We start from the raw sequence: 15,239 nt of genomic DNA on the forward strand, positions 1-15,239 counted from the left end.
TAAATTCGGTTTAGCAATTTCAATGAAAGTGGATTAATGTCTCGAAGTAAAAACATATAAAACCTCTTTAAATAAAACTTGATGTTTTTAGTATATCATATTATTTGATTTGTGTAATTAATTTTGTTTGACTACTTATTAGGCGAATCATCAATACCTAAAAGCGGAAATGATAGTAAACCCCCTATAGTCAGAACCAAGAATAAAACAATCGTGGGGACAGGCTGTTTGATCGACCAAGCCGAAATATTGAAAGACATAATTGGGAATGGGGAATGGGGCATTGGGCATTGGGCATTGGTAATACAGTTCCTGCTTTCTTCTGCTTTCTCTCTTCTTTATTCTCTTCCTTTGCGTCCTTCGCGTCTTCGCGGTTCGTTTGAAAAAAGTAATACTGTAGGGTGCGAAGTCCGCACCTTACACTTACTGACTACTGACTAATAACTATTTAACAACCTTAACCCGATCGCCATCCTTAAGATAACCAGCCCCAGAAATAACCACCCGATCGCCCGCCTTCAAACCCTTTTTAACCTCAACCTTAGCAGCAGTCAAATCGCCCACAGCACCCCCAGAAATTTCCCCGACTTCCACCGGTTGAGCCTGCACCTTATCCTCACCCACAAGTTTGTAAACAATAGAACTGCCGTCAGATTGTGGCAAAATAGCTTTAGCGGGGACTTTCAAACCCTGAGCCATTGCCGTCGAAATAGATGCGCGCAAAAACATACCCGATCGCAAAAACTCGCTTGGCGGCAAATCAATTTTCACAGTAGCTTGCCGATTTTGCGGGTCAACTAGCGGCGAAATATCTCGCACAGTTCCTGACAACTTAATCCGCTTGTCAGAATCCGAAGTAATCTGCACCGCTGTTCCCGGCCGCACTTGCGAAACCTGAGTTTCGGGTACTTTCAATTGCAGTTCCAGCTTGTTTCCCCGAATAATCGAAAAGAGTTTTTGATTACCCGAAGAAACATCCCCAACTCGACCAATTCTTTCAGATACAATACCGCTATCCGGTGCTTGTACAATTGTTTGTTCTAATTGAGTTTGTAACTGTTTGACTCGCGCATCATTGCTGCGGACACCTGCTGCGTTATTTCCGACATTTGCTCTCGCACTGCTGACACTCGCTCCGGCCGTATTCACTTTAGCACGAGCGCTGCTGAGGGCCGCTCTAGCCGTACTGATATTAGCGACCGCAGTAGCTACTTTAGCAAGAGCCGATCGCACTTCTTCCGCTGCTTTATTCTGTTCTTCCAAAGCTGTATTCAAATCAGCTTTAGCTTTGTTCAAATCTTGAACAGCAGTCTGGCGTTCCGTCTTGCGCCTTTCCAAATCTTGCTGGCTAATTACTCCCTGCGTCGCCAAATTTTGGCTGCGATTTACTTCTCTTTGAGCTTGATCTAATTTAGCCTGGGCGGAGGCAATGCCGGCTTTAGCTTGAGTGACACCCGCTTTAGCTTGCTCCACACCGGCCCTAGCCTGGCCGACGCCTGTTTTGGCTTGCGCTGCGTCAGCGATGGCTTTTTCAACGCCAGCTTGGGCTTGAGCGACGCCGGCTTGGGCTTCTTGTTGGGTAGACTGGGCTTGCTGCACCTGAGCTTCGGCTTGTTCTACCGTAGAATTAGCTGATTGTACTCCCGCAAGCGCTTCGGCAATTTGCGATCGCAGCACCGAATCATCCAAAACCGCCATCGTCTGACCTTTTTCTACCGCATCCCCTTCCTTCACCAAAACCTGCTTGATTTGCAAACCGTTGGTCTGTGGCAACACCGGCAGCAAGTCGTAGGCCACCACAGTGCCCGTCGCTTCCAGAGTTTCACCCACCTGGGCAGATTCCACAGGCGCCACTGTCACAGTCTGAGCCGTCGCCTGCACAGTTGCCGATGGAATTGGAACTGCGGGACGCGCATTCTGCTTGCCCCCAGTCAACTGTACTGCTAGCAGGGTTGCAGCCACGCCAATGCCTGCGCCCGCCAACATGGTATGCCACCTGAGTCCTTTGCTGGGCGAAGCTTCTGGCTCTTCTGGTTCCAAAACTTCCGATTGTTCCCCCTCCATTTCTGGAACTTCTAGCGCAACTTCTGGTTCATCTTCCTCAGGAGAAAATTGCCAGCGAGAGCGGTCTGATACCCCACCTTCAGGCGCATTTTCTACTGAGTTTTTGTCGCGTCCGCTCTGCACGGGGGGAATGGGTTTCTTTTCTTCCGCTTCTGAAAAAACTTGATTTGTCACGGTAGTTCCTCTCGCCGGTATTAACCTGTGGGTTTTTTATATTGTAAAGAAAGATTACGATAGTATCTGATTCATTTTAGCCAGCGGCATGAGCAGTCGCGCTTCCTCCTTTTGGGTGAGTGTGGCGCCGTTTCACCACATTGCGGGCGATTTCGATCGAAGTTTGTTCGATCGACATTTAATTTGATCTGCCTTCGGGGCATACTGAATATTAGCGTCATTCCTGAGCGTGGGGTCGATCGGAGTGGCATTGTCTGTCGGGCGAGCGGTTTTGCCCTCACCAACTCATCAATGCTGAGAGAATTCAGTCTAATCTTGAACTGATTATTGCTAATCTATACTCTAATGTGTTTATTGTAGAATACGGCACATGGGCTGAAAAAGTTGTGCCAGTTTATTTAAAAAAAATCACCATGAATAGTCTCTTTTCTCCCGTCCAACAGTTTTTAATTACTTGGCTGCTAGTGCTAGTGACGGGATGGTTTACCCTGACTGCTGTCAGTTATGTTGGAGAACTGGTCAGCATTTTAGTAACAGCGGGACTCATTGCATTTTTATTAAATTATGCAGTAGCAAGACTGCAAGTATTTTTGCCGCGGGGAGTAGCTGCGGGATTGGTTTATTTAACTGCGGGTGTGGTAGTAGTCGTAATCGGTTTAACTATTGTGCCACCGGTGTTGGGCCAAGCGAGCCAGTTGGGGGTGAGGTTCCCGGAATTGCTAGAGTCGGGGCGGCTGCAGCTAGGTGAATTTCAAGCCTGGAGTGCCGAGCGCAATTTACCCTTTGACGTGCAAATATTGGAGCAGCAACTGTCAGCTAGAGTCCAGGGACAAGTCCAGGCGATCGCCGGTACCGGTTTAGGCTTAGTTGTAGGTACTGTTAATTGGTTTGTGGACTTAATTTTTATTGTGGTGATTTCCTTTTATATGGTTCTAGACGGGCAAAGAGTGTGGCAGGGTTTGACCAGCATTTTTTCCCCAGAAATTCGCTATGTTTTAACAGAGACTTTGCAGCGAAACCTCCAGCGATTTGTATCGGGACAGTTATTGTTGGGACTATTTATGGCCATCTCGCTAACTCTGGCTTTTTGGTGGCTGCAAGTTCCGTTTTTTCTGTTGTTTGCCGTCTTTATAGGATTGACGGAAATAATTCCGTTTATTGGAGCAACCCTGGGAATTGGCACTGTTAGTATAATTGTAGCGTTTATTGATTGGTGGCTGGCGCTGCAAGTCTTGGTAGTGGCGATCGGTCTCCAGCAAATCAAGGATAATTTAGTAGCTCCCCGAATCATGGGAAATCTCACCGGATTGAGCCCGGTAATTATTTTCACAGCTTTGCTGTTAGGAGGCAGAGTGGGAGGGTTGTTAGGAGTTATCCTGGCAATTCCGCTAACTGGGGTAGTAAAAAGTATAGTAGAAATTGTACTCAATCCCAAATTACCGCCGCAAACAGGCTCGTTTTTCTACAATCCTTTTAGCGGCGAGGAATTGGGAAAAATCGCAGATAATGAAAGTAGAATAATTTTGGTTGCCGATGAACAAAAATAGTCTAATGTTTGTAGTAAAGACTTCAGTTCTGAAAAAGTTTATTAGTTAGGACTAAGGCCAACTGGCACACTCGAATCGACTTGTAGGGTGCTCTACTACTTTGATTATGAACGGATTATCAAGGGTGTAGGATCAGACTCACATCTTACACCATTCTGGTTTAACAAGCCTTTCGGGCCTGTTCCACAAAGAATGAATTTCTTGTGGGGAGTAGGGGTTGGGTAGGAGATCCCGCCCATAAAAGCCTTATTGAGAATGGTGCCACATCTCAGATATGACCCACCTTACTAATTGTGATACCCTTGCCTTAGTCCTGTTAGTAAGGGATTCAGTCCTTACTACTGAGCTCATTAAGAAAGAACTTGCATTCCAATGCTGCGAACCCACTTAAAATCTCAAACCTAAAAACTTATGAAATGGTGGCAAAATCTTAGAAAAAACCCTCTAGCTCGGTTGGGAGCCGTGCTGCTGTTAATTTTTTATACAGTCGCACTTTTAGCCGAATTTGTAGCGCCTTACAACCCCTACGACTCTCAATTAAACGGTTCATTGCTGCCGCCGACTCAGATTTATTTAAGCACGCAAGACGGGCGATTTATCGGACCCCACGTTTATCCGACTACTCAGGGCCCAGTGGATGCGAATACGGGCGCTCGCGAGGTAATTGTAGACTGGCAAAAACCATCGGTGATCGGTTTGTTTGTCAAAGCTTCTCCCTATAAATTTTTAGGAGTTTTGCCTTTTGACAGGCATCTTTTTGGCACTACCGGAGAAGGCCAAATTCACATTTTAGGCACCGACGAACAAGCTCGCGATCAATTCAGTCGCTTAGTACACGGCAGCAGAATTAGCCTCAGCATCGGTTTAGTAGGAATAGCAATTTCTTTCCCCTTGGGATTGTTAATCGGAGGAATATCGGGTTATTTCGGCAGTTGGATTGACAGTATTTTAATGCGCTTCGCCGAAGTATTGATGACGATTCCCGGCCTTTATTTATTAGTAGCGCTAGCAGCAGTGCTGCCCCCGGGATTGACAAGCGCTCAGCGATTTATATTGATTGTGCTGATTACTTCATTTATCAGTTGGGCGAGTTTGGCGCGCGTAATTCGCGGTCAGGTACTGTCAATTAAACAGCTAGAATTCGTGCAAGCGGCGCGGGCAATGGGCGCTAATCCAATTTATATTATTGTCCGCCATGTGTTGCCGCAAACTGCAACTTACGTAATTATTTCTGCTACTTTGGCGGTTCCGGGTTTTATTGTGGCGGAGTCGGTTTTGAGTTTAATTGGATTGGGAATTCAACAGCCCGATCCTTCTTGGGGAAATTTGCTATCTCTGTCTACTAATGCTTCAATTTTAGTGTTGCAGCCTTGGTTGGTTTGGCCTCCGGCGACACTGATTATTTTGACTGTTTTGGCGTTTAATTTATTGGGGGATGGGTTGCGGGATGCTCTCGATCCCAGAAGCATTCAAAGGAATTAAATTGTTTGTAGTAAGAACGAAAAGTCTTTTCTCGTTCTCAGGCAGAGCCTAGGAACCAGTTAAAATTTTCTCGCTCGCATGCGAGGCAGAGCCTCTGGATACAGCGGTTGAAAACCGCATAGGTACAGTAACAACAGTCATTCCCAAGCAGAGCCAGTCCATGAGAAACAGCAATTTCAAGCTACGAAAATATCAGCAAAGTTGTTGCTAAAAGTATTAGCTAACTGACCGGACACAACAGCAAGCAAATCGTTTCCTTGGAAGATTTGGACACCGTTAGAACTATCAGTAAAGGACAAATTATTGGAGTTGTTTGCACTCAATTTGGTTGCGCCAATCAAGAAGCCATTAATGGTGTCGAAGCCATCTCCTGTTGTCAGGGCAACTTTAGCCTTGCCGGAACCCAGCCAAATCACGTCAGAACCAAGGCTGCCGTCGATCGAGTCTTTGCCGCCATTGCCGTAGATAGTGTCGTTGCCACCTCCACCTAAAATCGTATCTGCAATCGGCCCGCCGTAGATCTGGTCATTGCCCAAGCCGCCAATCAGTAAGTCTTTGCCACCGTTACCGTAGATGGTGTCGTTACCTGCAGCACCTAAAATCCGATCGGCTTGTGGGCCACCGGAGATGATGTCGTCGCCAGCTTCGCCGTCGAGGTTATCATTGCCGCCATTACCGGAAATAGTGTCATTGCCAGCACCTCCATCCAAGTATTCATTGCTAGCAGTTCCGACAATAATATTACCAACCGAAGCGTTAGAGCTTTTGAAAACGTCACCCGAACTAAATCCTAGATTGTTGAAACTGGGATTGAGATATACATTGACGTTGGGAGGCAGGTTGGGAACTGCAAATGTTTGCCCTTGGTTAACGCTTGGTGCGCCATTGGTATTGACATCTAAGTGCACGGGCGTTGCTTTGGAGAAGGTAGGTTCGCTTAAAGTCAGCGCTGCTACTAAATCCCATGCCGGGTTAGGAATCAGCGGATCGTTGCCTGAAATAACTGTGAGAGCAAAGTCTAATAATTCTGATGCGATCGCACTTTCTGGAGTACCTGTAGCTTTCCATGCGTTGAGATCTGCGCGAGAAAATCCAATTTGGTTAGTGGCATCCAGCGGTGTTAAAAATACTGGTAATCCTTTCGATGCAGCATCAAATACTTCCTTTGCAGCTTGCGGATCGACCCAGATGTTAAATTCGGAAACAGCGTTTTGTTTCAGAATTGGATCGAGGTGTTCTCTGAGGTTGCCGGGAACAAAAACAGCACCTCCCATGATGTGAACGCCTGCAATATTGTCAATAATTGTGGGGTCACGGCGGAGTGCTTCTGCAATGTTTGTTTGGGGGCCTGTTGCCAAAATTTGGATTGGTTCTGGCGAGCCCTTTACGGTGTCGATAATTAATTGTGCAGCATCCCGCCGATCGACGGTTTCTAGAGGGCGATCGGGTAGAGTCACAAATGGCGACCAAAAAGTATCCGTGGAGTCCCGAAATTCTGGCGGAAAAGCGTTATTTCCGGCTAAGGGAGTATCTCTGCCAACCGCAACAGGAATACCCGTCTTGCCTAATCGGGTTAACATTAGCTCGACATTGTTGCCAAATATTTGCGGGCGAGCTAGTCCTTGGGAAACGGCGATCGCCTTGACGCTAAATTTGGGATTTTGCAGCATATAGGCTAGGGCAGTCATCCCATCTTGGCTGCCATCATCATCAACTATCAAAGGGACTGGTGTGCTTGAGCTGTCCGATGTCGGCATATTCAGTGTTACTTTTTTTAAGAAACATCATTAGTTTACTTGGTTTTAAGTCAATCGACTTTTTCTTAATATTTCTTTATTTCGGGAGTGTTTAATTATTAACAGGTAAGCGGATAGTAAAAGTAGAACCAACACCCTCCTGACTTTTTACTGAAATATTGCCGCCCATCATTAGGCAAAAACGCTGGCTAATTGCTAGTCCCAAACCGGTGCCGCCGTACTTGCGCGTGGTAGAAACGTCTGCTTGGGTAAAAGGTTGGAAAATATGCTGCAACTGCTCTGGATTCATCCCAATTCCTGTATCGGTACAATTAATAACTAAAAATTCTTTACTAGCAATTGAAGATTGAGAATCCGCTGTCGGTTCAGAACTGTTTTCTTCTCTTGCTTCACTGCTGTGACCCGCAATTTTTTCTCGGCTGGCGGTGAGGGTAATTGTACCGTTTTGAGTGAATTTGGCGGCATTGCTCAGCAAATTTAATAAAATCTGCTGCACTTTCGTAATGTCACCGTGCATAGTGCCCATATTGCTAATTTGGTGCAAGTTTAGAGTATTGCCATTTTTCTCAATTAGCGGCGCGGCGGTGGATGCGACTTCTTCTATCAAGGTGGCGATGTCGAAGGTTTCTAAGTAAAGATCCATGCGACCGGCTTCGATTTTAGAAATGTCGAGAATGTCGTTAATTAGCGATAGCAAGTGTCTGCCGGAAGTGCGGATTTTGTCTAAATCTGGGATGAGTTCATCGTAGCCCAATTCTTCGGTTTCTTCTTGGAGCATTTCGCTGTAGCCGATGATGGCATTCAGAGGTGTTCGCAGTTCGTGGCTCATGTTTGCCAAAAATGCGCTTTTTGCGGTGGAAGCGGCTTCGGCTGCTTCTAGGGCGAGTTGCAAGGCGGATTCAAAGACTTTGCGATCGCTAATATCCTCGACGCTGCCTTCATAGTAGAGTAGCTTGCCGTCGGCATCGCACACTGCACGCGCGCTTTCGGAAATCCAAATTACGCTGCCGTCAACGCGGTAAACTTGTGACTCAAACCCCGAAACTTCTCCGAATTCTGCCATCACCTGCATAAACTTGTCGCGCCGCTGAGGATTGACATAAGCTTGCTGTCTGATGTTTGTGAGATTTGATGTCAATTCTTCGGGAGTGGCGTAGCCGTAGATGCGGGCTAAAGCTGGATTTACGCTCAAGAAGTGGCCTTCGGGGGTGGTTTGAAAAATGCCTTCGACTGCATTTTCAAAGATACTGCGGTATTTTTGTTCTGCTTGACGCAGAGCGATTTGTGTGCGCTCGCGCTCGCTGGCTTCAATGGCTAGGGACACTAAATCTGCCAGGGAAGCAGCAAAATTTTGTTCTTCTACTGTCCAGTTGCGAGGAGTTCCCACTTGTTCGATACAGATGACTCCGACTGTTTGTCCTCCCAGCCGCACCGGCGCATCTAAGGTAGAAATAGTGCCAGCTTGTGCAAAGAAAGATTCGGCAAATTCTCTAGTTCTGATATCAGATCTAGCGTCGTCGGCGGAGATCGTCCGGTATTCTTCCAAAGCTCTAAAATAATCTGGATAGTCGGCGGCTGCGATTTCGGCGCCTTGGGAATGCTGCTGGTTGCTGCACCTAAATTGGTCGAGACATTGCAGTTTCGATCGAGTCTCATCATATAGCCACGCGCCAGCTTTTTCTGTCTGTAGGGTATGAGCAGCCGCTTCGGTGATTTCCCTCAAAGCTGCTTGCAAATCGCCTCGATACAGCGCTTTATTTCTTGCCAATTTTACCAAAACCGTATTTTGTTTGAGCAATTGTTTTTGCCTTTGGCGTCGCACCGATTCGGCTCGCTTCTGTTCGGTAATGTCGTGGGCTACCCAAATGACGGATTCTTCTGAAAGTGGCGAAATGCTGGCGGCAAAACAAACTTCGCGGTCGTCAATGGTTAAATCGTACTCGATCCTGACAGTTTGCTGAGTATCTAAAGCTGCTCGGATGTGGTTGAGAAAATTGTCGGCTGTAGCTTGCGGATACAGCTCTCCGAGAGTTTTGCCAATTAATTCTTCGCCTGGTTTGTAGAGCATGGAAATATTTGTGGGCGCGATTTTTAAGTAGCGACCGCTGGCGTCCACAACTATAATTAATTCGTTCATGGCTGCAAACAAAGCCCGCAATTCTGCTTCGGCGACTTCGAGTTCGGCAGTCCGCTCTGCTACTCGCTGTTCTAAACTCGAGTTGGTTTGTTCTAGGGCAACAAAAGACGATCGCAATTGTCTGGCCATTTGATTGAAAGACTGAGCTAGGAGGCCGAGTTCTTTGACGCCTTGGACTTCGACTTCGCCGTCTAATTCCTTTGAGGTGAAGTCGGAGGATTCGGACATTTTTGTTAAAGCTTTGGAAGCTTCCAGCAATCGGGTAATCGGTTTGACAACCCAGCGAGTGGTGAAAAATCCGAGTCCGATCGCCAGTATGAAGGCAAAAAAGCACAATAAGATAGTTGTGCGAGTGTTGGTGTCAATTTGCCCCATGAAGTCTGCTTCCGGGATGGCGACTACAATCAGCCAATCGAGGCCGCGGCCGTCTTGCAGGGGAGCAACCGTAACGAATTGACGTTTGCCGTCTATATCGAAGGTAAACTGTCCTTGCCTGTCAATTTGTTCAAAACTACCAAATCGTTTTTGCAAGTATGTCGAGGCCGATCGAATTAGCAAATTTTGGCTCCTAGTCGCCAACAGCCGTTTTTGTCCGTCTTTGTCAGTGACAAAGGGCAGTTCGTCTGTGGAACTGGCGACTATTTCTCCGCTGCGTTCGATCGCGAAAACTTGTCCCGACGGGCTAATTTTGATGCTTTTGAGAAAATTGCTGATTTGAGAAAGAGTCAGGTCAATTGCCAGTACCCCCTGCAGGTTTCCTGTTTCATTGTAAATAGGCATCACCGGCGTAATCCCCAGAACAGGCAAGGCCGTGAAGACGTAGATGGGAGACCAAGTGGCTTTTCCTGACTGTTTGGCAGTTTTGTACCACGGTCTTGTACGGGGGTCATAGGCGGCGGTTTGGATTAGCTCAGTGCGATTTCCTTGGCTGTCCAGGCGATAAATTTGGCGGTTTGGAGCCGTTGATTCGTCTCTGATGTATACTAAGTCTTCTGCTTCTCTTTTTACCAAAAGGAATTTGCCCTGTTCGTCGCCGTAGTAGATGGTTGTAATTCGATCGCTCAGCTTGGTCTGGTTCCACAAATAGCGCTCTAAGTTGGGGAAGTCTTCCGGGTCTAAGTTTCCAGAGGCGATCGCAGCAGTATCCATTTGCAGAAACAGGTGAGACACATCCCCAAAACTGCGGAAATTTTCTTTAGTCCTCGCTGCGACTTCCAAGCTCAACCTCGTAGCAAGGTCATTGACGGCTTTCTGCCCGTTGCGAAACGACAGCCATCCAGTCACGCCCACTGCTACGGAGATTTGCACCACCAGCGGTATCAACAAAACAAGGCTCAGTGACATCTTGGGCGAGCTTTTCATCACACAACTGCTCAGACTTTTCAATAACATCAATATTCTGACACCTACCGGGTTTGCGTATCCTTTGTCGTTTAGATGCCCTAGATAGTAAGTTACAAAGTCGCCCAGCCAGAGTGAAGTGCCGTGGCCGGCAGCTCAAAACTTGGCTGAGGTTTCCACCGCTACTGTAAAAACTTGTAATATTAATCATGGCACTACTTGCCTAAATGTGGCGAGCGGTCTGGGGACTCGCGGCCAAAAAGTCACACCAGGTTAGAAAAAATGCAACTGTAGCGCGGTGATCCCAACCCTGGTTGTCATCAGTCATTCCCAATTATTCAATTCTTTAATCTAAAATTTAAAATCTAAAATCTCAAACGGTATCACTTCCTCGCGGTGCGGATGGCCCACCTTACCCCTGCTTAATAAAAATCAGATTTTAATTTTTTCTACAGTGCCATGACAAATGTAAATTAGGTGACAATCCCCTGTTGGAAAATTTGCTATTAATAAGATAAGCAAGCCAAATTCTGATCGATCGCTCATAGAATAATTGAAGCATCAGCAGTTCATCGAGGGCAGCAAAGTAAAGCGTTTTGCGCTTTTTTGGACGATGGCTTACGCCCCGCTACGCTACGACCTTTTGGCAAAATAATACTTCTGGAGGATGACATGAACTATACATTTGAAATCCTGGGCGTATCTCCAACTTTAACGTTTTTTAACCAGCAGCAGGAATTACTGCAACAACAGCAGCCGTCCGGTGTAGAATACTTGGCAAACCGGAAGTGTACTCTCGATGCGTTTGTGGCATCAGTGGAGACAGTTTCTGGCGATCGCGGCTGGGATGTCGATCGAGTTGTAGACACCGTGATTAGTTTCTGGATGAACAACTCGGATAGCATCCAGTATTGGAAGCACAGGCTGCAGGATGCCGGCAGCGAAAACTTGTTAGTAGCGAGAGTAGGCGATATCAAGTCTTTGCAAGCTGCATTTGAATCGCTGCTGGGCGAATAGAAAAATCGGGAATTGCGAAAAAGTCGATCGACTTTTTCGCAAAAATCAACTCAACTGTCTATAATTCATTCCCAATTCCCCTGATTCGCGACACAGAAGTCGCAGATATACAATATCTGTTTTTTCCAGCTTCTACCTTCCATCTGCCTGATGCCTTCAACATCTGACTAATGACTAAAGACTTCGCAATTGGCAATTCCCAAATATTATGTCTCGTTCCAAAGCCCTGCAATCTTATATTTTTGTCCGCTTGCTCCTGGCACCGCTAATGTTGTGGACAATCACCACAGCAGTATTTTTGTTGCTGCGGGCCACTCCGGGCGACCCCATAGATGCCATTCTCGGCTCGCGAGCACCAGCTGCGGCAAAAGCAGCAATGCGAACCCAACTCGGCCTCGACGCACCCCTGTGGGAGCAATATCTCAAATACATGAAAGACTTATTCAGTCTGGACTTGGGCACCTCAATCACCACTCGCGGACAAACCGTGTGGCAAATTATCGGAGATTATTTCCCCGCTACAGTGGAATTAGCAGTTTGTAGCATGGCCATAGCTTTAATTGTCGGCATCAGTATCGGTTCCCTGGCAGCATCCCGCCCCAACACTATTTTCGATACTGCAGGCCGTTTGTTTGGCATTATCACTTACTCGCTGCCGGCTTTTTGGGCCGGCATGGTTTTGCAATTAATTTTCGCGGTGCAGTTGGGGTGGTTTCCCTTGGGAACTCGCTTTCCCGTGACATTCCCAGCCCCCGAAGGCTACACAGGACTATACACTGTTGACAGTCTCCTGAGCGCTAACCCTGGTCAGTTTCTCACAGCTTTGCATTATTTGGCCCTTCCGAGTTTGACGCTGGGAATTCTTTTGAGTGGCATTTTCGAGCGCATTGTCAGGGTAAATCTCAAGCAAACTTTGCAAGCAGATTATGTCGAAGCAGCTAGAGCTAGAGGCATTCCCGAATTGCAGATTTTATGGGCTCACGCTCTGAAAAATGCGCTAATTCCGGTGATTACTGTCTTAGGATTGACTTTTGCTGCACTGTTGGGCGGTGCTATTTTAACAGAGGTTACTTTTTCTTGGCCGGGGTTGGCAAATCGCCTTTACGAAGCGATTAGCTTGCGGGATTATCCAACTGTTCAAGGTATTGTGGTCTTTTTTGCGGGAATAGTCGTAATTGCCAGCATTGTAATTGATATTTTGAACGCTTACATTGACCCGCGAATTCGGTACTAAAAATATCAAGGAAGAAGGAAAAAGGAAGAAGGGCAACGGATGTGCGACTGTTGCACTCTCGGCTTTTGTAATCTGTACTTTCTGCGTTGCCAGATGTTGCAGCCAGCGGCGGTCCTTACGAAGTATTTGTCAAAAATATCGGCTTTTAGAGTGACGACACTTGGCAATTTAGGGGCAATACTAGAGAAAATAAAATTCAACATTTGAGGAAACGCTGATGAGATTATTGCGAACAATCGCCGCTCTATCGGCTGCGTTGACCCCACTGATGGCTGAAGCTGCCTTTAGCCGTCCCATGCCGGGAACAGCCGATTTTCCCACAGCCTCAAACCCCCAAGTAAATGTGCCTGTTTGCTTCATCGAAACCCCAAGCGGCACAACTTTTGATTTAGCCAGTTTGTGCGGCACCAACGCTGAGCCCCAAAACACTGCTCCGGTTGCGGGCAACCCCGCCAATGCTCCTGCAAATAACCCGAATGCGGGCGCTCCGGCTGGTGCCCCCAACACCATCACCAGAGATGCTGCAGGCACCCCGATAAGTACTCCTGCAGGCACGGCAAATCCCAACAATCCCAATAATGCCAATCCGGGAACTTCGCCCGCAGGTACTCCCAATAATGCCAATCCGGGAAGTTCACCAACCACCAATCCCAATAATGCCAATCCGGGAACTTCGCCAACCACCAATCCCAATAATGCCAATCCGGGAACTTCGCCAACCACTAATCCGAATAACAGTGAGTCTCCCACGGGTGGAACTGCAGGCGACAGCAACGGCGGTTTAGTTCCCACTCCCAATCTCAATCTTCCGAGAGTGCCGCCGAGTTCCTTTGGCCCCGGAGGTGTTGCACCGACTAGAGATGCGATTGGTGGCCCCCGCCAGTAATAGGCTCGGTGTGAGAACTTTTACAGAAACCGGGTTTCTCTGAAACGTTCTCTTTTTCAGGGGTAGTTCACCCGCGAGAAAGCCGGAATATTTATTTGCCTGCTTAATATTGATGTCAGGTGCGATCGGCATATTCTGTAGCAGACTAGCCAAATAAAAGTTAAGCTGAGAACTTGTAGACGCTATCGGCCAAGCACTCTTTCAAAACTGGACAACCAGGTAGAAGCAGTAATATATAGCCAGCTTTAATCCATAACAGGATTAGTTATCAGCAAAGGTTAAAGTTATTACCAGGCGGGTGCTCGCCAGCTCCAAGTTCTCAAGCTAAGCCATTAAACAGGCATATTTTTGTTAAGCCAGTGTGGTTGGGAAAGTACCGACTGATAACATTAGCAAGACAAAATTAACCCGATTATTCGGAGGCTCTTCATGAGCAAAATATTTGTTTTAAATTGCAACAAAATTGCTCTAGACCCGATCGCACTTGAGGAGGACATCTAGTGTCAAACTTAGTTCAACGCTTAGAAATAACCGCTCATCCGCAACTGGAAAAATCCCTCGGCTATCGAGGAGATAGTCGGTGGGTAGCTTGGCGCTGGGAGCCCGACATCGACCAACTTATATCCAGCGACGGCAAAACAGTCGGCACTGGCAATAATATGGCTTGGCTGGTGTTTTTGCAGCACGATTTAGTCGATCCTGCGGTACAAAAGTACAACCTCGGCGAGGGCGATCGCTACTGGCTGCTTTTAGACACCGCAACTAGAAATCTCTACGTCGGCGAAGGGAAAACAGTTCAAAGTCTGCTCGAACAGCCGGAAAGTTTAGCTTTATTGGCTTGTCTTGATGGCGGCAATGCCGATCGACAAACTGCTGAAACTTGGCAGCAAGCCCTATCTCAACTAACAGCAACACCAGTTGTTAGCCACCTGAAAAATGCCCTTCCTTTCGGTATCGCCGCCGCTTTGATAGGTGCTTTAGGAGTCGGAACCGGATTGTGGGTAGTGCCCACGGTGCAGCAGAAACTAGCCGAAAAAACAGCTTTTATTTCCCCAATTAGTTCTGCAGCCAACTGCGGGCTTGACGGTTCCGACGATTTTTCAGCTTATATCGGTTCCTCAAGCGGAAATAAAGAACTTCACTTAATAGGCGTTTACGAAGCTAATGCAGAGCACGGGAACCGAAATTATTTATCTAAAAGTGCGATCGAAATCAAAGTAGAACGCCGAAACAAGCCGATAATTCTCGCACTTTCAGCCTACGAACCGGTGCAATGGAACATTACCGCAGAACCGGGAGCCGTTATCGAAAAAATCATTGTTAACGGATACCACAACCAAACTGTTTCCGGAGTTTCGGGAATTCCAATTGAAGAGCACAGCTACGAAGAAACCGGAAACTATATCGGCGACTTTATCTACAAGTGGGGTGCTACCGCTGAAAGTTCCAATACTTCTTCCCTCGTGACTAAATTGGAACAGAGAAATCGCACCAGTTTAACTTCTTTTCAAGGATGCTACAGAGGTACGAACTTTACGATTAAGTAAGAATTATTGATGATTTTGGGGTAGGGAAACGGCATTGCCGTCTCCTCAATAGC

General features: G+C 47.0%; 9 protein-coding genes. 6 read left to right on the top strand and 3 right to left on the bottom strand.

Annotation, left to right across the window (positions count from 1 at the left end):
• Positions 1-444: 444 nt before the first annotated feature.
• Entirely contained in the window at positions 445-2,238 is a 1,794-nt protein-coding gene (locus ACUVJL_RS00470; RefSeq protein ID WP_445244039.1) for an efflux RND transporter periplasmic adaptor subunit, read from the bottom strand.
• Positions 2,239-2,651: 413 nt separating this feature from the next.
• Between ACUVJL_RS00470 and ACUVJL_RS00475 the strand changes: the two genes are divergently transcribed.
• Together ACUVJL_RS00475 and ACUVJL_RS00480 are read left to right on the top strand one after the other, a co-directional pair.
• Positions 2,652-3,785, top strand: a complete 1,134-nt coding sequence (locus ACUVJL_RS00475; RefSeq protein ID WP_445244040.1) for an AI-2E family transporter — start codon at positions 2,652-2,654, stop codon at positions 3,783-3,785.
• Between the two features lie 411 nt (positions 3,786-4,196).
• Positions 4,197-5,267 carry an ABC transporter permease gene (locus ACUVJL_RS00480; RefSeq protein WP_445244041.1) on the top strand — a complete coding sequence of 357 codons (1,071 nt, stop codon included), beginning with the start codon at positions 4,197-4,199 and terminating at the stop codon, positions 5,265-5,267.
• A 176-nt stretch (positions 5,268-5,443) separates the two neighbouring features.
• Here ACUVJL_RS00480 and ACUVJL_RS00485 read toward each other — a convergent pair whose 3' ends face one another.
• The gene (locus tag ACUVJL_RS00485) at positions 5,444-7,024 is read right to left on the bottom strand and encodes a nucleoside hydrolase (RefSeq protein ID WP_445244042.1); all 1,581 of its coding nucleotides are present in this window, start codon (positions 7,022-7,024) and stop codon (positions 5,444-5,446) included.
• A 91-nt stretch (positions 7,025-7,115) separates the two neighbouring features.
• Positions 7,116-10,523 carry a PAS domain S-box protein gene (locus ACUVJL_RS00490; protein WP_445244043.1) on the bottom strand — a complete coding sequence of 1,136 codons (3,408 nt, stop codon included), beginning with the start codon at positions 10,521-10,523 and terminating at the stop codon, positions 7,116-7,118.
• A gap of 651 nt (positions 10,524-11,174) precedes the next feature.
• On the opposite strand from ACUVJL_RS00490, the gene ACUVJL_RS00495 reads away from it, so the two are divergent.
• The 4 genes from ACUVJL_RS00495 (at position 11,175) to ACUVJL_RS00510 (ending at position 15,186) form a co-directional block, all read left to right on the top strand.
• The gene (locus tag ACUVJL_RS00495; RefSeq protein ID WP_333124548.1) at positions 11,175-11,519 is read left to right on the top strand and encodes a hypothetical protein; all 345 of its coding nucleotides are present in this window, start codon (positions 11,175-11,177) and stop codon (positions 11,517-11,519) included.
• Between the two features lie 208 nt (positions 11,520-11,727).
• Positions 11,728-12,753 carry an ABC transporter permease gene (locus ACUVJL_RS00500; RefSeq protein WP_333441113.1) on the top strand — a complete coding sequence of 342 codons (1,026 nt, stop codon included), beginning with the start codon at positions 11,728-11,730 and terminating at the stop codon, positions 12,751-12,753.
• Positions 12,754-12,970: 217 nt separating this feature from the next.
• Positions 12,971-13,639 carry a hypothetical protein gene (locus ACUVJL_RS00505; RefSeq protein WP_445244044.1) on the top strand — a complete coding sequence of 223 codons (669 nt, stop codon included), beginning with the start codon at positions 12,971-12,973 and terminating at the stop codon, positions 13,637-13,639.
• A 500-nt stretch (positions 13,640-14,139) separates the two neighbouring features.
• Complete coding sequence (locus tag ACUVJL_RS00510) at positions 14,140-15,186, top strand: hypothetical protein (protein WP_445244045.1); 1,047 nt, start codon at positions 14,140-14,142, stop codon at positions 15,184-15,186.
• Positions 15,187-15,239 lie beyond the last annotated feature (53 nt).

It is taken from the genome of Microcoleus sp. OTE_8_concoct_300 (genome assembly GCF_031383065.1).
Lineage (GTDB): Bacteria > Cyanobacteriota > Cyanobacteriia > Cyanobacteriales > Microcoleaceae > Microcoleus.